This window comes from Nonlabens sp. SY33080 (assembly GCF_011784885.1).
GTDB lineage: Bacteria > Bacteroidota > Bacteroidia > Flavobacteriales > Flavobacteriaceae > Nonlabens > Nonlabens tegetincola.
This window is the reverse complement of record NZ_CP050461.1, coordinates 898027-919508: the sequence shown is the minus strand read 5'-3', so window position 1 is coordinate 919508 and position 21482 is coordinate 898027. Positions and strand designations below refer to the sequence as shown.

Annotated in this window: 21 protein-coding genes, 2 tRNA genes and 1 other RNA gene; 17 read left to right on the top strand and 7 right to left on the bottom strand. The window is 33.8% G+C overall.

Going from position 1 to position 21482, the window contains the following annotated elements:
- The first annotated feature begins 19 nt into the window (after positions 1 to 19).
- The 8 genes from HCN53_RS04265 to HCN53_RS04230 all read left to right on the top strand — a co-directional run bounded on the left by HCN53_RS04265 (position 20) and on the right by HCN53_RS04230 (position 7086).
- Positions 20 to 1990, top strand: a complete 1971-nt coding sequence (locus HCN53_RS04265) for an HD family phosphohydrolase (protein ID WP_167342137.1) — start codon at positions 20 to 22, stop codon at positions 1988 to 1990.
- Between the two features lie 86 nt (positions 1991 to 2076).
- Positions 2077 to 2160: transfer RNA gene (locus HCN53_RS04260), tRNA-Ser, on the top strand.
- Positions 2161 to 2180: 20 nt separating this feature from the next.
- Positions 2181 to 2255, top strand: a tRNA-Pro gene (locus HCN53_RS04255).
- Between the two features lie 119 nt (positions 2256 to 2374).
- Complete coding sequence (pdxH, locus tag HCN53_RS04250; protein ID WP_167342136.1) at positions 2375 to 3022, top strand: pyridoxamine 5'-phosphate oxidase; 648 nt, start codon at positions 2375 to 2377, stop codon at positions 3020 to 3022.
- Complete coding sequence (locus tag HCN53_RS04245; protein WP_167342135.1) at positions 3022 to 3507, top strand: SixA phosphatase family protein; 486 nt, start codon at positions 3022 to 3024, stop codon at positions 3505 to 3507. The genes pdxH and HCN53_RS04245 overlap by 1 nt, the downstream gene beginning before the upstream one ends.
- Positions 3507 to 5549: a polyphosphate kinase 1 gene (ppk1, locus tag HCN53_RS04240; protein WP_167342134.1), complete on the top strand. Its 2043-nt coding sequence runs from the start codon at positions 3507 to 3509 to the stop codon at positions 5547 to 5549. Before HCN53_RS04245 ends, ppk1 begins: the two co-directional genes overlap by 1 nt.
- On the top strand, positions 5549 to 6448 hold the full coding sequence (locus HCN53_RS04235) for an exopolyphosphatase (protein ID WP_181072608.1): 900 nt from the start codon (positions 5549 to 5551) through the stop codon (positions 6446 to 6448). The genes ppk1 and HCN53_RS04235 overlap by 1 nt, the downstream gene beginning before the upstream one ends.
- Before the next feature lie 71 nt (positions 6449 to 6519).
- Positions 6520 to 7086: a porin family protein gene (locus HCN53_RS04230; protein WP_105019176.1), complete on the top strand. Its 567-nt coding sequence runs from the start codon at positions 6520 to 6522 to the stop codon at positions 7084 to 7086.
- 50 nt (positions 7087 to 7136) lie between these two features.
- Here HCN53_RS04230 and HCN53_RS04225 read toward each other — a convergent pair whose 3' ends face one another.
- Complete coding sequence (locus HCN53_RS04225; protein WP_167342133.1) at positions 7137 to 8960, bottom strand: DNA polymerase III subunit gamma/tau; 1824 nt, start codon at positions 8958 to 8960, stop codon at positions 7137 to 7139.
- An 89-nt stretch (positions 8961 to 9049) separates the two neighbouring features.
- Here HCN53_RS04225 and rnpB point away from each other — a divergent pair.
- An RNA gene (gene rnpB, locus HCN53_RS04220) (RNase P RNA component class A) lies at positions 9050 to 9387 on the top strand.
- Here the strand turns inward: rnpB and rsmD are convergent.
- The 3 genes from rsmD to HCN53_RS04205 are packed head-to-tail and all read right to left on the bottom strand — an operon-like array spanning position 9385 to position 11409.
- Positions 9385 to 9936 (bottom strand): 16S rRNA (guanine(966)-N(2))-methyltransferase RsmD, encoded by a 552-nt coding sequence (gene rsmD / locus HCN53_RS04215; protein ID WP_085774863.1) that lies wholly within the window; start codon positions 9934 to 9936, stop codon positions 9385 to 9387. The genes rnpB and rsmD overlap by 3 nt on opposite strands.
- The gene (locus HCN53_RS04210) at positions 9927 to 10715 is read right to left on the bottom strand and encodes a DUF3822 family protein (RefSeq protein ID WP_167342132.1); all 789 of its coding nucleotides are present in this window, start codon (positions 10713 to 10715) and stop codon (positions 9927 to 9929) included. Before HCN53_RS04210 ends, rsmD begins: the two co-directional genes overlap by 10 nt.
- A complete protein-coding gene (locus HCN53_RS04205; protein ID WP_240919391.1) occupies positions 10666 to 11409 on the bottom strand; it encodes a hypothetical protein in 744 nt (247 codons plus the stop codon). Before HCN53_RS04205 ends, HCN53_RS04210 begins: the two co-directional genes overlap by 50 nt.
- A 119-nt stretch (positions 11410 to 11528) precedes the next feature.
- Between HCN53_RS04205 and HCN53_RS04200 the strand changes: the two genes are divergently transcribed.
- From HCN53_RS04200 to kdsB, 3 genes are read left to right on the top strand one after another with little or no spacing between them, the layout of a single operon-like run.
- Positions 11529 to 12956, top strand: coding sequence for an ATP-dependent RecD-like DNA helicase (locus HCN53_RS04200; RefSeq protein WP_167342131.1), 1428 nt, complete (start codon positions 11529 to 11531; stop codon positions 12954 to 12956).
- 2 nt (positions 12957 to 12958) lie between these two features.
- Positions 12959 to 13567, top strand: coding sequence for a DUF4126 domain-containing protein (locus HCN53_RS04195; RefSeq protein ID WP_042279329.1), 609 nt, complete (start codon positions 12959 to 12961; stop codon positions 13565 to 13567).
- Entirely contained in the window at positions 13564 to 14301 is a 738-nt protein-coding gene (gene kdsB / locus HCN53_RS04190) for a 3-deoxy-manno-octulosonate cytidylyltransferase (protein WP_167342130.1), read from the top strand. Before HCN53_RS04195 ends, kdsB begins: the two co-directional genes overlap by 4 nt.
- Here kdsB and HCN53_RS04185 read toward each other — a convergent pair.
- Positions 14294 to 14605: a GNAT family N-acetyltransferase gene (locus tag HCN53_RS04185; protein WP_042279325.1), complete on the bottom strand. Its 312-nt coding sequence runs from the start codon at positions 14603 to 14605 to the stop codon at positions 14294 to 14296. The genes kdsB and HCN53_RS04185 overlap by 8 nt on opposite strands.
- A gap of 174 nt (positions 14606 to 14779) precedes the next feature.
- Between HCN53_RS04185 and HCN53_RS04180 the strand changes: the two genes are divergently transcribed.
- From HCN53_RS04180 to HCN53_RS04160, 5 genes are all read left to right on the top strand, one after another.
- Complete coding sequence (locus HCN53_RS04180; protein ID WP_240919390.1) at positions 14780 to 15433, top strand: alpha/beta fold hydrolase; 654 nt, start codon at positions 14780 to 14782, stop codon at positions 15431 to 15433.
- 57 nt (positions 15434 to 15490) lie between these two features.
- A complete protein-coding gene (locus HCN53_RS04175) occupies positions 15491 to 16432 on the top strand; it encodes a lytic transglycosylase domain-containing protein (protein ID WP_167342129.1) in 942 nt (313 codons plus the stop codon).
- Positions 16432 to 17913 carry a cardiolipin synthase gene (cls, locus tag HCN53_RS04170; RefSeq protein ID WP_317168799.1) on the top strand — a complete coding sequence of 494 codons (1482 nt, stop codon included), beginning with the start codon at positions 16432 to 16434 and terminating at the stop codon, positions 17911 to 17913. Before HCN53_RS04175 ends, cls begins: the two co-directional genes overlap by 1 nt.
- Positions 17914 to 17932: 19 nt before the next feature.
- Positions 17933 to 18322 carry a sulfite exporter TauE/SafE family protein gene (locus HCN53_RS04165; RefSeq protein ID WP_060525115.1) on the top strand — a complete coding sequence of 130 codons (390 nt, stop codon included), beginning with the start codon at positions 17933 to 17935 and terminating at the stop codon, positions 18320 to 18322.
- Positions 18323 to 18396: 74 nt separating this feature from the next.
- Positions 18397 to 19245 (top strand): DUF2911 domain-containing protein, encoded by an 849-nt coding sequence (locus tag HCN53_RS04160; RefSeq protein WP_105019169.1) that lies wholly within the window; start codon positions 18397 to 18399, stop codon positions 19243 to 19245.
- Between the two features lie 78 nt (positions 19246 to 19323).
- On the opposite strand, the gene HCN53_RS04155 is transcribed toward HCN53_RS04160, so the two are convergent.
- Both HCN53_RS04155 and HCN53_RS04150 read right to left on the bottom strand, forming a co-directional pair.
- Positions 19324 to 19701, bottom strand: coding sequence for a hypothetical protein (locus HCN53_RS04155; RefSeq protein ID WP_167342128.1), 378 nt, complete (start codon positions 19699 to 19701; stop codon positions 19324 to 19326).
- Between the two features lie 5 nt (positions 19702 to 19706).
- The gene (locus tag HCN53_RS04150) at positions 19707 to 21425 is read right to left on the bottom strand and encodes a sodium:solute symporter (protein ID WP_167342127.1); all 1719 of its coding nucleotides are present in this window, start codon (positions 21423 to 21425) and stop codon (positions 19707 to 19709) included.
- Positions 21426 to 21482 lie beyond the last annotated feature (57 nt).

Below are 21482 nucleotides of genomic sequence, written 5' to 3'. Positions count from 1 at the left end.
TTCAACCTTAAAGTAAAGGATGTCGTTTATAAAAAAATATTTTAAAATTGAACATTTGGCTTTATTTGTCATTTTGTTTCTGTCTTCGGTTTTAATTGTTCTATTAACTCCGGAAAGTAATAGATTTTCATTGCGATATCAAAACGGTGAACCTTGGTCACAGGATGTTTTATACGCGCCTTTTGATTTCCCTGTTTACAAAACGAATGAGGAATTAATTTCAGAAAAAAAACAAGCAATAGAAAGTCAATTTCCGATATATACTTTTAAGAAAGTATCACTTGAAAATAAAAATCTTATTCTTGCGAATAGTGAAAAAGTTATTAGTGAAAATCTGAATAATGATATAAATGAAATAATACTTAACTCTTACGAAACAGGTGTTATTTCTGATACCTTGATCAATCGAACTATCATATTAGTTAAGAATGGTGAGGAAAGTATTATTAATACGGATAAACTTATTAGAAGAACTGAACTAAAAAAGAAAATAAGAAATTTACTTCCTGATTCATTATTTAATGTTTTTAATGTCCCTGAAGAAAATATTTTCTTTGATAAGGAAGAAACGAATAAGAGGATTAATACTGCTATTTCAGATATTTTACCTATTGACTATTGGGTGAAACAAAATAGTAGAATAATAGCTAAAGGTGAAATAGTTCAAGGTGAAAAGTTGAAAGTGCTAGATTCCTTAAATCGAAATTATGTAAAGAATTCAGACGTCAAAGATCGACTGATTAGTAAAATTAGTAAAGGAGCAATACTTTATGTTCTATTACTAGCGTTTTATCTGTATATCAAAAAATTTAATGGAGCACTTTTATTGATTAATAAGAATATTATTTTCATTTTATTCAATACATTATTGTTCATTTGTTTAGGAATATTTTTCTCGTATAGTTATCCTGATTATATATTAATTGTACCTTTTGTAATTTATTCTTTGATTCTTCAATCATTTTTTTCTACAAGATTGGCTTTATTTTGTAGTGTCTTAGTAACACTTGTCATAAGCCTTAATGTTTTAAATCCCCTTATTTTTATAACACAACAAATATTGATTTCAATTGTAGCCTTAACCTCAAATGCAAAAATTTATAATCGAGCTAATTTATTTGTAGTAGTTGTTAAAATTCTAATTGTATCTACAATTATTTGGATTTCATTTTCATTATTTAGTGATGCGGATTTCACTATTAAATGGGAAAAATTAGGGCAGATAGTAATCAGTAGTATTCTCGTCCTAATGATTTATCCTCTCATATATGCTTATGAAAAAGTTTTTAATATGACGAGTGATATTTCATTACTTGAATTAGGAGATACCAATGCTCCATTGTTAAAAAGATTATCCAACGAAGCGCCAGGAACCTTTCATCATTCTTTGAATGTAGCTAATATAGCAGAATATCTTGCAAGTGAAATCGGAGCAAATTCGATGTTGGTTAGAGTCGGTGCTTTATATCACGATATAGGAAAAATTAGCAATCCGACTCTTTTCATCGAAAATCAAACTAATGGAATTAATCCTCATGATGATCTAGCACCCAAAGAAAGTGCAAGGATAATAATAAACCATATATTACTAGGAGTAGAGTTAGCTAAGGAGTACAATATTCCTGATAGAATAATTGACTTTATAAGAACCCATCATGGAGATTCTCTTGTCAAATATTTTTATCATAAAAATAAAGAGCTCGATCCAAACACAGTTAAAGAGAATTTTAGCTATCCCGGCCCTAAACCATTCAGTAAAGAAACAGCATTATTAATGATAAGTGATAGTATAGAAGCAGCTTCAAAGAGTGTACAACAACCGACTGCACAAAAATTTGATAGACTAGTGGAAACTGTTATAGATGGACATTTAAATAGTGGTCAGTTTGATAATTCTGATTTAACTTTAAAAGAAATTAAAAAGGTCAAACTATTGATAAAAAAGAAGTTAAACAGTATTTATCATGTTAGAATTGAATATCCCGAATAAAAAACGTAAAAATGTTTTGTGAAAACTAATTCTTTGACGTAGATTTGCAACCGCTTTGAGAAATTGAAGTAAGTTCTTAAATTTTTGGAGAGGTGCCAGAGTGGTAATGGAGCAGATTGCTAATCTGTCAACGCGCAAGCGTTGCCCGGGTTCGAGTCCCGGTCTCTCCGCAGCATTCTCCAATGTTTTTCGGGGTGTAGCGTAGCCCGGTCATCGCGCCTGCTTTGGGAGCAGGAGGTCGCAGGTTCGAATCCTGCCACCCCGACTTAAAGCCTTATCATTATTTGATAAGGCTTTTTTATTTGTCTTATTTAAATTCTTTTAATTACTAATCTCAATAATTCAACTATGCATTTTGTAAATTGCATATGAACTATTGTGCCCATGAAAACTGAATTACACGATTTACGTAAAAACTATCAAAAAAGTGAATTGATAGAATCAGATGTTCCTAATAATCCTTTTTTGTTATTTAAGGATTGGTTTGAAATGGCTAAAGAACATCCAAAAATTGAAGAAGCAAACGCTATGTCTATTGCGACATTAGGTAGTGATGGTTTTCCAAAAAATAGAATTGTATTACTCAAAGAAATTCTTGATAATGGATTTGTTTTTTACACAAACTATGAAAGCGAAAAATCAAAAGCTATTGGAAATTATCAAAAAGGATGTTTACATTTTTTTTGGCCTGCTTTAGAAAAACAAATTATTATAAAGGTTACTATTTCAAAGGTATCTAAAGAACATTCTGAGAATTATTTTAAAAAGAGACCTAGAGAAAGTCAGTTAGGTGCTTGGGCTAGTGAACAAAGTTCACAGATAGCATCTAGGGAACAGCTGGAATCCAAACTCAAGACTGTTAGAGAAAGATTTGAAAACACTTCAAAAATTCCAATGCCTGAATTTTGGGGAGGTTTTATTTGTAAACCATATAGTTTTGAATTTTGGCAGGGAAGGCCAAATAGATTGCACGATAGACTACTTTTTGAACAGGTAAATTCAATTTGGGAAATGAAAAGACTACAACCTTAATGAAAAAATTAACGCTCATCAGGCACGGTAAATCTACTTGGGAATATCAAGTAAGAGATCACGACAGGGTTCTTAAAGAACGTGGTATACAAGATGCACATTTGATAGGTAGCTATTTGAAAAAAAATTCATTTAATTCAGATATTTACATGTCAAGTAGTGCAGCACGTGCACTACAAACTGCAACTCTCGTTTGCGAGTACCTTGATTATAATTTAAAATCTCTTTCAATTAATAGGAGTTTATATACTTTTAGCAAGGAAGAATTAGAATCAGTTGTTCTTAATGCAAATGACGACCTTGATCATATTACAATATTCTCTCATAATCATGGAATTACTGAATTTGTAAATCACTTTGGAGATATTTACTTTGATAATGTTCCTACTACGGGCTGTGTAACTCTTGAATTTTCAATTAATTCATGGAAAGACTTGAATCCTGGTAAAACGATTTCACATATTTTCCCAAAACAACTTCGTTAATGAATACTTACTACAATCGTGAATTAAGTTGGTTAAAATTCAATGAAAGAGTACTCCAAGAGGCAGAAGACCAATCGGTACCTTTAATTGAAAGACTTAGGTTTTTAGGGATTTTTTCCAATAATTTAGATGAGTTTTTTAGGGTCCGATATGCCACCATTCAAAGAATATATAAGGCAGGAAAAAATGCAACTAAATCATTAGGAGGAATATCAGCCGGAGATTTATTAGAAGAGATTAATAAAGAGGTTATATCAATCCAGGCGAGAAGTTTTACCGTTTTAGAACAGCTGGAAAACGAATTAAAGCAAAAAAATGTATTAATTGTAGATGAAAAGGAATTGCCAAAACAACATGAAGGCTTTATAAGAAGTTTTTACAATGAAAAAATAAGTACCGCAATTTCAACCATTGTTCTTAAACCGAATCAGCCGCTACCTAGTTTGAGAGATGGTTTGGGATATCTAGCAGTAAGAATGGTTTTAAAAAATGAAACAACGCAGTATGCCATTATTGAGATACCAAAATACTTAAATCGATTTGTAGTTCTTCCTAGGTTAGAAAATGATGATAATCAATATGTAATTTTATTGGATGATGTAATTAGACATCGACTACATTATACATTTGATATGTTTGATTACAAATATATCGAAGCTCATATGATCAAAGTTACTCTTGATGCAGAGCTGGAAATGGATATTGACCTAAAACAAAGCCTTTTAGAGAAAATAAGACGTAGTGTAAAGGATAGAAAAGATGGTGATATAGTACGATTTGTGTATGACAAGGAAATAAATAATAAAACTTTAGAATTTCTTCTAAATAAATTACATCTTGACGACGTAGATTCCATAATTCCTGGTGGTAGGTATCATAACCGTAGGGATTATTTAAAATTCCCAAGTCTAGGTAGAACGGATTTATTGTACGAACAGAAATCGCCATTACCGGTATTGGACATACCAGCAAGAGGTTCCATTTTTAAGATAATTCAAGAAAAAGACATCTTACAATACACGCCTTATCATACGTTTTCCAATACAATTAGGTTTCTACGAGAGGCTGCACTAGATCCATACGTTACTACCATTAAAATAACTATTTATCGACTTGCAGAAATATCACAGGTAGCCTTTGCATTGATAAATGCCGCTAAGAATGGAAAACAAGTCACAGTATCGATAGAGTTACAAGCGCGATTTGATGAACAGGCAAATATCAATTATGCGGAACTCATGCAAGAGGAAGGAGTTAAACTCATATTTGGAGTTCCTGGGCTTAAAGTACATTGTAAGGCATGTGTAGTAAACAAGGTGATTAAAGGTAAAAACACTAGACTTGGATTCATTTCAACGGGAAATTTTAATGAAGCAACCGCTAGGATTTATACCGATTACACCATTTTTACATCTAACAAGAAAGTTCTCAAAGAGGTAGAACGAGTTTTTGACTTTTTTGAAGTTAATTATAAATTACATAGATATAAACATTTACTTGTTGCACCACATTATTTAAGAAACGGTATTGAACGATTGATTCGTAAAGAGATCGCTTTCGCGAAAGCGGGAAAAAAAGCCTTCATAAGGTGTAAATTAAATTCGATATCCGATTTCAAGATGATTGATTTATTGTACCAGGCGTCAAATGCAGGTGTTGAAATAGAATTAATTGTACGTGGTATTTGTTGCCTGATACCAGGAGTTCCTGGAATGAGTGAAAATATCACAGTCAAAAGTATTGTAGATAGATATTTAGAGCATCCTAGAGCCTACTACTTTCACAATGATGGGAATGATCTATTGTATATCTCAAGTGCAGATTTCATGACTAGAAATCTAGACCATAGAGTAGAGATAGCTTGTCCCATTTATGATAACGAAGTGAAAAGACAAATATTAGAAACTTTAGAGATTTGTTGGAATGACAACGTAAAAGCTAGACTGATCGATGAGAATCAAAATAATAATTATGTAAAACTTTTAGAAGACAAATCTGTAAGATCTCAATACGAAACCTATACTTATCTTAAGAATCAATAATGAGTTTTAAATCTGTTAAATATGGTGCCATTGACATAGGTTCTAACGCAATTAGACTGCTTATCGCAACAGCAAATACTATGACAGGAAATCCACCAAACTTTAAAAAAATTAGTTTGGTAAGGGTACCTATTAGATTAGGTCAAGATGTATTTACTACTGGTGAAATAAGTGAAGTAAATTTCAATCGTATGGTAGACGCCATGAAGGCATACAAACTGCTCATGCAAGTGCATAAGGTTGAAAAGTATAAAGCCTATGCAACGAGTGCCATGAGAGGTGCCCAAAATGGCCAAGAAATCGCAGATTATATTAAAGAGAATTGCGGTATTAAGATCGAAATTATTGATGGATCCCATGAAGCGGCTATAATTGCAATGACCGATTTACATAATGTGATAGACGAAAGAAAGGTTTATTTATATGTCGATGTAGGTGGTGGTAGTACGGAATTTACTCTTTTCGCTTATGGGAAAGAGGTCGTTTCTCGTTCCTTCCAAATAGGTACTGTTAGACTACTTAATGATATGGTAAATAACTCTCTTTGGGCAGAGGCAGAGAATTGGGTAAAAGAAGTTTGTAAGCCATATTCCAAAATTGAATTAATAGGTTCTGGTGGTAATATTAATAACATATTTAAAAGTAGCGGTAAATCTCAAGGAAAACCACTTTCTTACTTTTATCTAGCTAGTTACTATGAAAAGTTACAATCGTATACTTATGAAGAACGTATCTACAGTTTGAATATGAATCAAGATCGTGCAGATGTTATCATACCTGCTTGTAGAATTTATCTAAGAGCAATGAAATGGAGTATGGCCAAAAATATTTATGTACCGAAGATTGGATTGTCCGATGGTATCATAAAATCGATATATAATGCAGATAATCGGATATAATTCTTGGCAACAATATATTTAAGCAGCATTAAACTATTAAACAGTACTTTTGAATTAAATAATTAGAACACATGAAAAATATTATTTTATCCTTATTTGTGATTTTTATTTCTCTGAATGCCTATTCTCAGGTAAACGGTGAAGCTCAGTATGGATTTAGGTTAGGTCTTAATTACTCAAATTTATCGGGTGATATTGAGGATGCCGATTCTAGATTAGGGTTACATGCAAATTTCTTTGCTGTTGTACCATTAAGTGATTCCTTTAGTTTACAGCCTGAAATTGGACTTTCTGCAATAGGTGTTAATGAAGAAGAGCTGCGATTAGAAAACGGAGATAATGTTCAATTTAAAACAAATTGGTTACAAGTAGGTGTTCTTGCCAAAGTAGATTTAGGAGAAAAAATTTATCTATTGTTAGGACCACAAGCAGGAGTAAACGTTACTGAACGTGATAATAATGATTATTATAACTGGGATATTGCTGGTGTAGGTGGAATAGGGTACAACCTAGATGAAAATTGGACTTTGGACTTGAGATATAGTTATGGATTCGCTAACATTTTTGATAGGGAATTTGGTGAAATAGCTGAAGCGAATAACAGATACTTTCAATTAGGTATAGCTTACAAGTTATAAAATCAGTTGTCCTATGATATCAAAAAAGCAGCCGTAGAGCTGCTTTTTTTTTATTTAAAATCGAGATCAAATGTTTTTCTTAGTAATTCTAGCGCGGGATTTTTCTCAGACAATTTTTGATACTTTTCTTGCTCTGTAAAAACATATTTTTTGGTTACCTGCTCATCTACTATGATATCAAAATAAATATTGTAATTGTTTAACTCCCTTTTCAAATGTTCCAAAACCGTACCTTGATTTTTTTCAAGATCCTCTTTCATTGATTTGTTGGGAAATTTTAGGCGTATACCTGATTTTTCTATCAATTCAGGATCATCTGCATTGAGAATACTAGCTAAAATACGCTGGCCTTTATTCTCTAAATAATCCACGTATTTATTCCATACTAGATTTAACTCCTCTTGACTAAAGGGTTTTGTAGGTAATTCATCATGTTTAATTACTTTTTGAGCAGCTTTGGCGACGTGCTCATTTTTCACCTTTATAGCTTTGATAGAACTACTACTTACAGTTTCTTTAGTTTTAGAAGACAATCTTTCTCTAGCAGCTTTTAATTGAGCTTCACGATCATTGGTATCCACAAAGTTTTGGGAATTCAAATGAGGTGTCTTCTTTGGTACAGGACTGGTTGATTCTATAGGCTTTTCAGAATTCCTGTAAGTTGATGGCTCTTCAGATATTACTTTTGAAGGTGCTGCTTTCGTAACGTGAGCTGTTTCCTGTTTTTGTTCCTCAGTAGGTTTTACATCATCTATTAGGATTTCTGTAAACTTTTCAGGACCTACTATGTAGCTATTGGAGTTTTTTTTTTCTCCATCCTGAAGGATAGAGGCTAGTTTCATTATAGCTAGTTCGACATGTAATCGTTGATTTCTACTAGCACGGTAGTTAAAATCGGCGTTGTTTGCTATTTCTATAGCCTCACGCAGGAAACCTAAATCTGTATGAGAAGACTGACTTTTATATTTTGCTTTAGTTTTTTCACCTAATTCCAAAAGCTGGATAGTGCGCTCATCTTTACAAACCATGAGGTCCCTAAAATGACTTGCAAGACCACTTATGAAATGATGACCATCAAAACCTTTAGCTAGTATTTCATCATAAGTAACTAGAAGATTAGGGATGTCGCCATCTAGAATCAAATCGGTTACCTTGAAATACGTATCACGATCTAAAACATTTAAATTTTCTGTTACAGCTTGTACAGTAAGATCTTTACCAGAAAAGCTTACCACTCTATCAAAAATTGACAAGGAATCACGCAGTGCACCATCTGCTTTTTGAGCAATTATTTGCAACGCTTCTTCCTCAGCACTTATTCCTTCTTGTTGCGCTATTCTTTTAAGGTGATCTCTCATAGCACCTACCGTAATCCTTTTAAAATCAAATATTTGACATCTAGATAATATGGTAGGGATGATTTTGTGTTTTTCGGTAGTGGCTAAAATAAAAATAGCATGAGATGGTGGTTCCTCAAGGGTTTTTAAGAACGCATTGAAGGCAGCATTTGATAGCATGTGAACCTCATCGATGATATATACTTTATATTTTCCCACTTGTGGAGGGATACGTACTTGATCGACAATACTACGTATGTGCTCTACACCGTTGTTTGAGGCAGCATCTAATTCAAAAATATTGAAAGCAAAGTCCTCATCGGGACTGTAATCTCCACTTTCTTGATTTATTTTTTTGGCAAGAATTCTGGCACAGGTAGTTTTTCCTACACCTCTAGGTCCTGTAAATAGTAACGCCTGCGCTAGATGATTGCTTTTTATAGCATTCTCTAGAGTTTGAGTAATTGCCCTTTGACCAACAACATCTTCAAAGGTTTCGGGTCTGTATTTACGTGCGCTTACTATAAACGGTTCCATAGGTCAAAGATATACGTAGAACATTATTTTGCCGTTTATTTTGAGTTTGTTTTTTATTGATTTATCAACAAAAAAATAGGTAATTTTGCTGCGCAGGTCGCCTTATCGTTCCAGTATTTACAGGAAAGGAAAGTCCGGACACCACAGGATAGCATAACGGTTAATGGCCGTCGTTGTTGTTATGCTTTCGCGAAAGCGTAATCGTAATAGCAATAGGACTAGTGCAACAGAAAGTATGTACAGATAATGCTGTAGTGAAACCAGGTAAACTCTATGCGGTGCAATGTCATGTAGGTCAGAGTTTGAGCGTTATCCGCGCGATTTTGATGGGTAGGCAGATAGAGGTAAGTAGTAATACTTATCCCAGATAAATGATAAGGGTCTCAATAATGAGATACAGAATCCGGCTTATAGACCTGCTTTTTTATTCTTCTTCATCTTCATGATAAAAGAAACTAAAAACTGTGCCGCCGTATCGACGACTATCTTTAAAGTATGAATGAGTACTTAAATCTGAGTGTTTTGAATGCTCTACTATAAGCATTCCATCAGTATCTAATAATTCTTGCTGAAAGATTAATTCTGGTACTTTAAGAAATTCCTCATCACTGAAACCGTAAGGAGGATCTGCAAAAATGAGATCGTACTTACCTTTATGTTTGCTTAAAAAACTGAACACATCGGCCTTTACAACGTCAATATTTAAGTCGAGATCGGTTGCAGTTTTTTTGATAAAACTGGTACATGCAGCATGTTTATCAACTGCTAGTGAACTACTTGCTCCACGACTACAAAATTCATAACTCATATTTCCACTACCTGCGAATAGCTCTAATACTCTGGCATCATGTATTTCAATCTGATGTCTTAAAATATTAAATAGAGCTTCCTTAGCCATATCTGTCGTAGGACGAACAGGTAGATTTTTTGGAGCTTGTATTCTTCTTCCCTTATGTATTCCAGAAATTATGCGCATATTAATTCTTTGAGATAATTGATGTTTTCATTTTTTTCCACATGTCGTATATATTTATACAGTACATCAAATAATTCTTCATCAATTTTTTCACCTTTTACGGTTACTACTGTGGTTTCTACATCGCAATTAAACTGTTGTAACGAAAATACGGTATAGTATAGTAAATCTTCTTTGGACTCATAAGGGTAGCTGTTATGAGCAACTAATTTATCGTCTTTATAAACACTTAAGTAAAAATGATTAGGAAGAAGGTTTAAATAAGCATGGTTTTGCCTTTCAATGTTTTCTTCTTTTTTCAATATTTGAGTACTTAAGTGGTAGTAGTTAAGATCGCCGTGTTTTTCAAAAAAGAAGTTATTCAAGTTGCTATATGCAATATAAACAGTAGTTAGTTCTTTGAGATTATCATGACTGATTACATCAGTTTCTAATAATTGAGTTGTGTATTTAAGGTAGTCTGCACTATTTGACGGATCAAAGTAGGCATTGGGAACACAGGTGAAAATAGGGTGGTGGTAATAGATATTTACTTTGGAAAAAGATTTGTTTACAAAATCTTCTTCGTTATAAATCAATTCTATCTCTTGAAAAAGTTCTATAGGATTGTTGGAGTATTTAAAGCTCTTATCGTAACTGTTTTCTACGCGATTACCTATATGAGTAAAAAAAGAAAGTCCATTCTGATGAATCAGAACGGACAACTCTTTTAAAATATTTTCAGACTTATTAGTTATCTGCATACTTTCTAGGCCAGTTACCACTTGTTGTAATTTCATCCAAGCTTCCTACATAGATAGTAGATCCATTTACAGCCTCAACAGCTTTTACCTCAAGTTCTGCTTTTACGAGCTTTTCAGGCTGATCAAAAAGTATTTCTTTTTTATCGGCTGTAGCTTTAAATACAGGTATCATTTGGTCTTTATCAGGTACAAGACCTGTTTCCAATTTGATTTTACCAGGAGCATTTTCTATACCATAATCAAGAAGTTTTGCAACGTCAGTATTTTTGAATAATGAATCTTTAACAGATTTAAAGCCTAACGTGTCAATAATAGTAACCTCTTTAGTATATCCACCTGTTTCAGGATCTAATCTAAATTTGATGTTACGTTCTCTATCTACAACAGTACTATCTCGTTTAGTAGTAAGAGCAAATTGAGCAGTATCTACAAATTGTGTAAGGTTATTGATGTTCTCTGCATACTTACCAGTTATCAGTTTGTGAGCTGTTTGAGCTTCTCTTAACTTTATAAGTTTACTAATTACCTTTTTATACCTTTCTTCTTTTACTTTTTCAAATTCTACGGGTTCAGCAATGGATTGATACAGCTTGTATCCAAAGAATCCGCTTAAACCTAAAAGTATAAGAATAAATATAGGGTGTGCTTTCTTAGGAATTTTGTTAATAAATACAGCAAACAGTATCAGAACGACTAAACCTGCTAATACTGATAGTACAAAAGTCAACATATGTTCAAAAGTTTTTACTTGTTTTCAAAGCAAACAAATCTACAATATTTTTTGTCTAGTCCTAACGACTAGTGTGAAATTTGGGTTAAGTTTACCCACAGTTTTTCTACAAACCTTATATGGACGTATCCTCTTTCTATAAAGAATTAAAAGATCAATTTCCCTTTGAGCCTACAAATCAACAAGATATAGCGCTTCATCAGTTAAGTGATTTCATTCTAGATAAAAAAAATAAAGACCGTACTTTTTTATTAAAAGGTTACGCAGGTACCGGAAAAACTACTCTTATTAGTGTATTAGTTAAGGCTATTTGGAAAGTAAGAGTAGGAACTGTACTTCTAGCGCCTACAGGTAGAGCCGCCAAAGTAATAAGCAATTATTCATCCAGACAGGCAGCCACCATTCACCGAGAAATTTATTATCCAAAAGGTCAAGGTAGCGGCAGTGTAGAATTTACACTTAAAAAAAATAAACATCGTAATACTTTATTTATAGTAGACGAAGCATCGATGATACCAGATGTAGTCTCCGAAGGGAAATTATTTGGAGCTACGGGATCATTACTGGACGACCTTATACAATATGTCTACGAGGGAAGTAATTGTAAATTACTGATCATTGGAGATACAGCACAATTACCGCCAGTAAAACTAGAAGTAAGTCCAGCTCTTGATGAAAGAATAATTGAACAACGTTATTTAAAAGAAGTCACAAGTATTGAATTAGACGAGGTTAAACGACAAACCGATAAATCTGGTATCTTGTATAATGCTACAGGTATACGTAATCATATAGAGGAACAAGATTATAATTTTAAATTCAACGTACAGCCTTATGATGATATTAAACGATTAATTGATGGACATGAAATCATTGATACTATTAATAGTGCCTATGATATCAACGGTCATGAAGAAACAGCAATAATTGTAAGATCAAATAAAAGGGCAAACCTTTATAACCAACAAATAAGATCTAGAATTTTATTCAGAGAAAGCGAGCTAAGTGCCGGCGACTTCCTTATGGTCGTAAAAAATAATTACCATTGGCTCAAACCTACAAGTGATGCTGGATTTATTGCAAATGGTGATATCATAGAAATATTAGAGATATTCTCATTTAAAGAATTATATGGTTTCAAATTTGCTAATGTTAAGGTGCGTATGGTAGATTACCCTGACATGAAACCCTTTGAAACCACTTTGTTACTTGATACATTAACATCAGAATCGCCTAGTTTAACCTATGAGCAAAGCAACAAATTGTATCAAGAGGTAAGGATGGATTATCTAATATTACCTAAATGGAAGCAGTATAAAGAAATTAAAGCCAATCAGTATTTTAATGCTCTACAAGTTAAATTTTCTTATGCAATTACCTGTCACAAATCTCAAGGAGGACAATGGGAAAATGTGATCGTTGAGCAACCCTATTTACCAGATGGACCTAGCAAGGATTATTTAAGGTGGTTGTACACGGCATGTACAAGAGCCAAAACAAATTTGTATCTTATAGGCTTCAATAAGGATCATTTTATTGAATCATAGTTATGGAAACATTTTTTAGCATTTTCACCAGCGTTTGTTTGGGTATAGGATTGTCTGCCAGTGCAGGATTTAGAGTATTCGTTCCTTTGTTATTTTTGAGCTTTGCCGGATACATGGGTTGGATACCCTTAAATGAAGATTGGTCCTGGGCAGGTAGTTTAACAGCTGTAATTGTCCTAGCAGTTGCAGCCGTAGTAGAACTTCTTGCTTATTACATACCTTATGTAGATAATCTTTTAGACACTATTTCGGTTCCTCTCGCAACTATTGCAGGTACTGCAGTAATGGTGAGTGTCGTAGGAGATTTGGACCCAGTTTATACGTGGACTTTGGCCATCATTGCTGGTGGTGGAACAGCAGCTGCTATATCAAGCACTACAACTGCAGCACGAGCAACAAGCACAGCAACTACTGGTGGATTAGGTAATCCAGTAGTAAGCACAGCCGAGGCTGGATTAAGCGGTATTCTATCAATTCTCTCCTTACTCGCTCCAGTTGTCGCTGTCATTATTGTAATATTGATCTTTCTCGCCATGAGAAAGTTATATAAAAAATTGTTTAAAAGAAGTTCGCTTTCGCGAAAGCAAACTAACAAAAAACTAACAAATTGAGAACAATAGCCGTAATACCTGCACGCTATGAAGCAAGCAGATTTCCAGGTAAATTAATGAAAGATCTAAGTGGTAAACCTGTAATTATACGCACCATGCAGGCCACTCAACAAACAGGTCTATTTGATGATGTAATGGTCGCAACCGATAGTGAAACCATCTACAAAACTGTTGAGGAGAATGGAGGTAAAGCGGTAATGAGCACTAAAAATCATGAATGTGGTAGTGATCGTATTGCCGAAGCAGTCGAAAACATATCTGCCGATATTGTTATCAACGTTCAAGGAGACGAACCGTTTACTAATAAAGACGATCTAGCCTCATTAATAGAAGTGTTCAAGAATGATCCTTTAAAAAATATATCACTCGCATCTTTAATGCATGAAATTAAAGGTGAGGAAATGATAACTAATCCTAATAATGTAAAAGTTATAGTTGATGAAAATGATCACGCTATTTACTTTTCAAGGTCGCCCATACCTTATCATCGAGATAAATTATTACCAGCTACCTACTACAAGCATATAGGGATTTATGCGTTTAGGAAACAAGCGTTACTTGACTTTTATCGCAGTAAGGCAACACCACTAGAATTGTTAGAAAAACTAGAATGCTTGCGCTATATAGAGCAAGGGAAAAAGATTAAAATGGTGCGCACTCAAAAATCTAGTATTGGAATTGACACACCAGATGATTTAATTGAAGCAAATAAATTGTGGGACTGCTCTAAATAGCGATTCCTACGGGTAACATTTCCTTGTATTTAATTCTATTTTTTCTCACAAATCCAGCAATTTTAGGGTGAGTAGGTACAACTTTTAATTCTTTTTCAAATTTAATGTTGTCAAAAACAGCTGTAAGAAATTCATCCTTAAAAGAAAAGTTCTCTTCTAGAACTTCAGGGATAATTAATTTGGTTAAAAATATTTTGCGATCTTGTTGAGCATACTCGATACGAGCCATTTCTCCATCCACAATACATTCATACTGACGTAAAAACTCATTGTCAGTAATTTCTAAATTTACCTTTGTACTCATTCTCTCTTATTTAAAATCAGAAGAAATTCTGATCGTTTTACTACCTATATTTGATTATATTACTGGTAGGTTAGTAAAAGTTTTTTGAATAGTTGAATTACAAATATACTAAAAAACAGACATATACAAGTTAAGTTCTTTGTAATTATTTATAAATCAGATATATAAGCATCAATGAAGTGTTCGGTATATTTCATGCCAGGAATGGCAGCATCACCTCAAATTTTTGAATACATAAAATTGCCATCAAAACAATTTGATGTTCATCTAATGGAATGGATTCTACCTGTTAAAAATGAATCTATTAGGGACTATTGTATCAGACTTCTAGATCAAATAAAGCATGAATATCCTGTTTTAATAGGAGTATCATTTGGTGGTGTGATTGTCCAAGAACTTTCAAAACTGCTACCTGTAAAAAAAATGATTATCATTTCTTCCGTTAAATCTAGCAAAGAGTTCCCTAGACGCATGAGGTTAAGTAAAGTTACTCATCTTCACAAGGCGTTACCTACAACTCTCATTAAGCATTTTGGGACTATCGCTTCTTACTCAAAAATATTGGCACCTAAAAAGATAGAAATGTATAATAAATACCTATCTGTAAATGATCCATTATATATGGACTGGGCCTTGAACACAATCATTAACTGGGACCAAGAAAAAGCACCAGATAACTTAATTCATATTCATGGTGATAGTGACCCAGTTTTCCCCATTAAATATATTGAAAACTGTATTACTGTTGAAGGGGGAACACACGTTATGATTATAAATAGATTTAGATGGTTTAATGAGCATTTACCCCAACTTATTTTGGATAATTAACACTATCGATTAACCACTAGTCTGGTTAAAATTATATTTTTATACAAAATTTTGAAGATGAAGAAACTACTTATAGGTATAGGATTAGGTATGGTTACTGTTATTGGATTAAGCATGATCCAAACAAGCGATAGCGACGAATCGGTAACAATTGAAAAAACACCAACTCTAAAGACGGATAAAAAACTGGTAAATGATTACAACGTTTACAGTTTCAATGTGCCTGAAAACCTAAATTTTGCTGGTGAAACAGTTCCTTTAAATATGCCAGATATTAGAGAACGTGCCGATAGAGAATTCCTTGTAAATACCTACTGGCAGTCTAATGGTATTTTGTTAATTAAACGAGCTCAAAAATATTTTCCAATCATTGAACCCATTTTACGTGAATATAATATTCCTGATGACTTTAAATATCTAGCCGTAATTGAAAGTGGTCTACAACCAGTTACTTCACCTGCTGGCGCCAGCGGCTTTTGGCAAATAATGAAGGCAACAGGAAAGGAGTATGGTCTAGAAGTAAATAGTAATGTCGATGAGCGTTTTCACATTGAAAAAGCAACACGTGTAGCATGTGAATATCTTAAGAATAGTAAAGAGCGCTTTGGAAGTTGGACTCTTGCTGCAGCAGCATATAATGCTGGTAACGCAGGCATTAATCGAGAGTTAGAAAAACAACAAGTGGATAATTATTATGACCTTGCACTTAATCCAGAAACGGGTCGCTATATGTTCAGAATAATGGCCATCAAAGAGATTTTGCAAGCTCCAGAAAAGTTTGGTTTCAATGTTGAACCAGATCATGCGTATCAACTAGTTCCTACAAAGGATGTAACAGTTGATTATGAAATTGAAGATTTGTCCGCTTTCGCGAAAGCGCAAAATATCAACTACAAAATTTTAAAGATTCACAATCCGTGGTTGCGAGAAGGCAAATTGAACAATCAATCTAAAAAAGTGTACCAAATTAAAATTCCTGAGGCAGGCTATTATAACTGATGATTTTAGATTGGGTTTACCGTAATTGGTTTTTTACAGCACTAGTACTTAATTATGTAGTAGCGTTGACAGGTGCCTTTTTTTTAATAAAAAGCAATCAAAACCCACGTAAAACGGTTTCATCCCTTCTCTTTCTTATTGCGCTTCCATTTATTGGTCTTATAATCTATTACTTTTTTGGTTTAGAATATAGGAAGTCTAAAATTTTTAAACGTAAGGACTTAGATGCTAATGTCTTAGTAAAAGAATGGAACGAGCGTTTACAAATCTCAGATCAACGTATTCATGAGCTGGATGATCAAGCCCTAATGGATCGTTTAAAAATGGTTAAGTTGCTCAAACATAACCAAAACGCCTATCTAACTCTGAAAAATGACGTCAAGGTCTTAATTAATGGAAACGCCACTTTTGAATCCATATTTAAGGATATTGATGAAGCCCAAGATCACATTCATCTAGAATATTTTATTTTCAATGACGACAATATTGGGAACGCGTTTATAGATAAGTTAATTGAGGCTAGAAATCGTGGGGTAGAGGTCAAGCTTATTTATGATTCTGTAGGTAGTGATTTATCACGAGCAGGTAAAAATCGTATGAAAGATGCTGGTATTGATTATCATTCTTTCATGCCAGTGTTGTTTTCAGATTTTACGAGAAAAGCCAATTATAGAAACCATCGTAAAATATGTATCATAGATGGCCATATAGGTTATCTAGGAGGAATTAACGTAAGCGATAGTTACGTAAATAAGAAAGGAGATACTGGAAGATTATACTGGAGAGATACTCATTGTCGTATTGAAGGTCATGCAGTAAAATCGTTACAAGTACAGTGGTTGTTAAACTGGTATTTTGTTTGTCAATGTGACAAAGAGGAACTACCACATGAAATACCATCAAGTTATTTTCCCGAAATTGATGAGGTAGAAGATGTTGCTGTTCAAATAGCTGCAAGCGGTCCCGATACTGATTGGGCCAATATAATGGAAGCACTTTTTATTGCGATCAATACCGCGCAACGATGTGTGAGAATTACCACTCCTTACTTTATACCTAATGAATCCATTTTAACCGCTTTAAAAAGTGCTGCAAGATCTGGAATTGAAATAGAAATTCTTGTTCCTAGAAAAGGTGATAGTTGGGCTGCAAGATATGCTAGTAGATCTTATTTCACCGAAATATTAGAAAGTGGAGTTAAGTTGTACTGGTACACTAAAGGAATGCTACATGCAAAAACTATGGTGGTTGATGATCATTTTGCTACGATAGGAACCTCAAACATGGATTACCGTAGTTTTGATATAAATTTTGAAATCAATGCTTTGATGTACAATGAACGAATAAGTAAGGAATTGAATGATTTATTTGATAAGGATTTACTTGACAGTGAACAAATTATACTAGAAAGGTGGGAAAAAAGAAATAAACTGAACAAATTTAAAGAGTCTTTTTGTAGATTGTGGGCTCCATTACTATAACATGAAACCAAAAGCCAAAATGTCTCTTACAACTATTTTATTATTACTTCTATTAGGATTACTTGCTGGATTATTGAGCGGTAGCGTGGGCGTAGGCGGTGGTGTTATCATGGTGCCATTAGCTATTTGGTTCTTAGGTTACAATCAACATGATGCACAAGGGTTAAGTCTTGCAGTTCTTGCGGTTCCAGTGACCTTTCTAGCAGCTTATAATTATCATAAAGCTGGTGAAGGATTAGACTGGCGATATGCCCTAGTAATTGCAGCAGCCTTTGTAATAGGTGGCTATTTTGGTTCAAAGATAGCAGTCAAAATAGACCAGCAAACTTTAAAAAAAATATTTGGGGTTGTTTTAATAATTGTTGCTATTAAAATGATTTTCTTCTCGCAGGCAAAGCCAGCCGAATAGATATTAAAAGTATCTTAAATGCCAATTCAAGATTTATTTACTTGTATTTTTATATCATCAAAATATTAAAATACATGAAACGTTTATTTTTATTCTTATTGATTTGTGCAACTACAGCTGTTACAGCACAAATACAAACTCCGCAACCTAGTCCTGCGGCAAAGGTCATGCAAAAGGTAGGTCTAACAGATATTACTGTTGAATATTCTAGACCAGCAATGAGAGGTCGTACGATATTTGGAGACTTAGTACCATTTGACAAAATATGGCGCACAGGAGCAAATGCAAATACGACTATCACAGTTGGAGACGATTTTACCTTTGGAGGGACAGATGTTAAAGCAGGAACTTATGCTGTATTTACTAAACCTGGTAAAAAACAATGGGATGTTTACCTGTATAGTAAAACAGACAATTGGGGTGCACCAAGATCTTGGGACGAATCATTAGTCGTGGCAACTGCAACAGTGCCAGTTCAAGAAATGAACTTAACTCAAGAAAGTTTTACAATAGGGATTAATGAATTATCTATGGATAGCGCTCATTTGCAAATTAGTTGGGAAAATTCATTAGTAGCTATTCCAATTACCGTACCTACTAAGAAGAAAACCGAGGAAAGTATTATGAAAGTAATGTCTGGCGAGGCACAACCTTCGGTTAATGATTATTATAGTGCAGCCGCTTTTTACTACGAAGCGGGAACGAACCTGGAACAAGCTCTAGAATGGATTACCAAAGCAACAGAAATGAATGATAAGGCTTTCTGGATGTTCACTAGGAAGTCCTTAATAGAAGAGAAGCTGGGTAAAAAGAAAGACGCTATAAAGTCTGCTAAAACAGCCCTAGCCTTAGCAAAGGATCAGAAAAATGCTGATTATGTAAAAATAAATGAAGACAACTTAAAGCGCTGGGGCGCGATGTAAGTTGGATCTTGTTAAATAAAAAACGCTGTTCAACTGAACAGCGTTTTTTATTTTACCGCTTTATAGTTATAACAAGTTTTAATTATAAAACATCGTGTCAAGAGATGGGTAAATCTCGACAAGCGTGATAATTCTAGTAGCTATCATTAAAAGGCAAATTAAAATACTTATAACTAAAGCAGGAATTTTCAAACTTTTCTTAGTAACTGCTAGTGCAAGTGCAATTGGTACAAAACCGTAAACTATGCCTGTGGCAAATTGAATTAAGTAAGTAGTTTTATTAAAATTTAAATTGAGTAAGCTTATAAGAATTAGGTGTATCAACATGAAAATAAGGACACCTATTAAAATATAACTACTTCTAGTGAGGTTAGTTTTTATTTGGTTTACTCTAGATTTAGGTAACGATATTAATTCGCTATCCTTAAAAGGATTATGGTCTTCTGACTGTTCCATTGAGCTTATATTCTATTTAAGTGTGGTTCATTATTATAATCGCCTAATTGAATTAGGAAAGCAAATACAATCGTTAATATTGCACCTAGTGGATTAAGCCATAAGAAAGGTAAAATCTCGATACCTGGTACAAATTCATGTAAAATAGCACAAGTGGCTACAATTACTTGTGACAGGCATGCTGCAATAAAAATAGCCTTACCTTTAATATGTTTTATATACAAAGCAACAAGAAAGATACCTAAGATAGTACCGTAAAAAATGGAGCCTATAAAGTTTACTAGCTGTATTAAATTATCAAATAATGATACAACTGATGCAAATCCTATAGCTGCAATTCCCCAAGCCAGTGTAAACCACTTTGACATACGCACGTAGTGATCATCATCACGTTCTGTTTTACTGAATCGTTTATAAATATCAACAGCCGTGGTGGACGATAAGGCATTTAATTCTGATGCAGTAGAACTCATCGCTGCACTTAGGATAACAGCAAGCAATAATCCTATTAAACCTTTAGGTAAGTGATTGAGGATAAAATGTATAAACACAAAATCTTTGTCATTTGTTTCAATACCTTCATCTGCCTTTTCAATAAGAATTCTTGCTTTACTTCTATTGTATTCTTCCTCGGCGCGCAGTCGGTTTAATTCTACTTTTAAATTGTCATTTTCATAACCATCAGCAAGTATAGCAGCGTATTGCTTTTGAGTTTGTTGCTTTTCTTCTAGTATGGATTTGTGATTATTCTGTAACTTAATGTATTCCTGCTTATACTCGCTTTCTAACACGGCTTGTTCTCCTGCTGGATTGAAGTTTAGTGGTGTAGCATTAAATTGATAGAATACAAAGACCATTACACCTACTAGTAGAATAAAAAATTGCATCGGGACTTTAAGTAAGCCATTGAAAAGCAAACCTATTCTCATTTGTTTTACCGATTTTCCAGATAAATATCGCTGTACTTGAGATTGATCGGTCCCAAAATAACTAAGCATAAGAAAGGTAGCTCCAAATAACGCACTCCACACATTATACCTATCTTGATACGAAAAATCAAAGTCTAGAATTTTCATTTTATCTGCATCACCAGCCATTTGCAACGCATTGTCAAAGGTTACGTTCTCTGGTAATGCTGTTACAATTAAAACAAAGGCTGTAATCATTCCTGCCATGATAACAATCATTTGTTGCTTTTGAGTAACATTAACCGCTTTGGTACCACCAGACACTGTATAAATGATTACTAGAATTCCTATTAAAATATTTAGGTATTTCAGTTCCCAACCAAGTACGGAACTTAGGATAATAGCCGGTGCATAAATCGTTATTCCTGCGGCAAGACCACGTTGTATAAGAAATAGTATAGAGGCTAGAGACCTCGTTTGTACATTAAACCTATTCTCTAAAAATTCATAGGCCGTATAAACTTTGAGTTTATGGTAAACAGGAATAAAACTTATACAAATTATCACAACCGCTATCGGTAGACCAAAATAAAACTGAACGAATTCCATTCCTTCTGTATATGCTTGTCCTGGAGTACTTAAAAAAGTGATAGCGCTGGCTTGTGTTGCCATGACTGATAACCCAACAGTCCACCATCGGGCATCACCTCCTTTTAAATATTGTTCACTACTTTGTTTTCCTCTAGTTTTATAAACACCATAAAATACGATAAAGGCTAGAGTAGAGGCTAGAATAAACCAATCAATTGTTCCCATACCTCATACTAATTAAATAGAAAATCACCGCAAAAACAATGTTTGCAGCTATAAGAC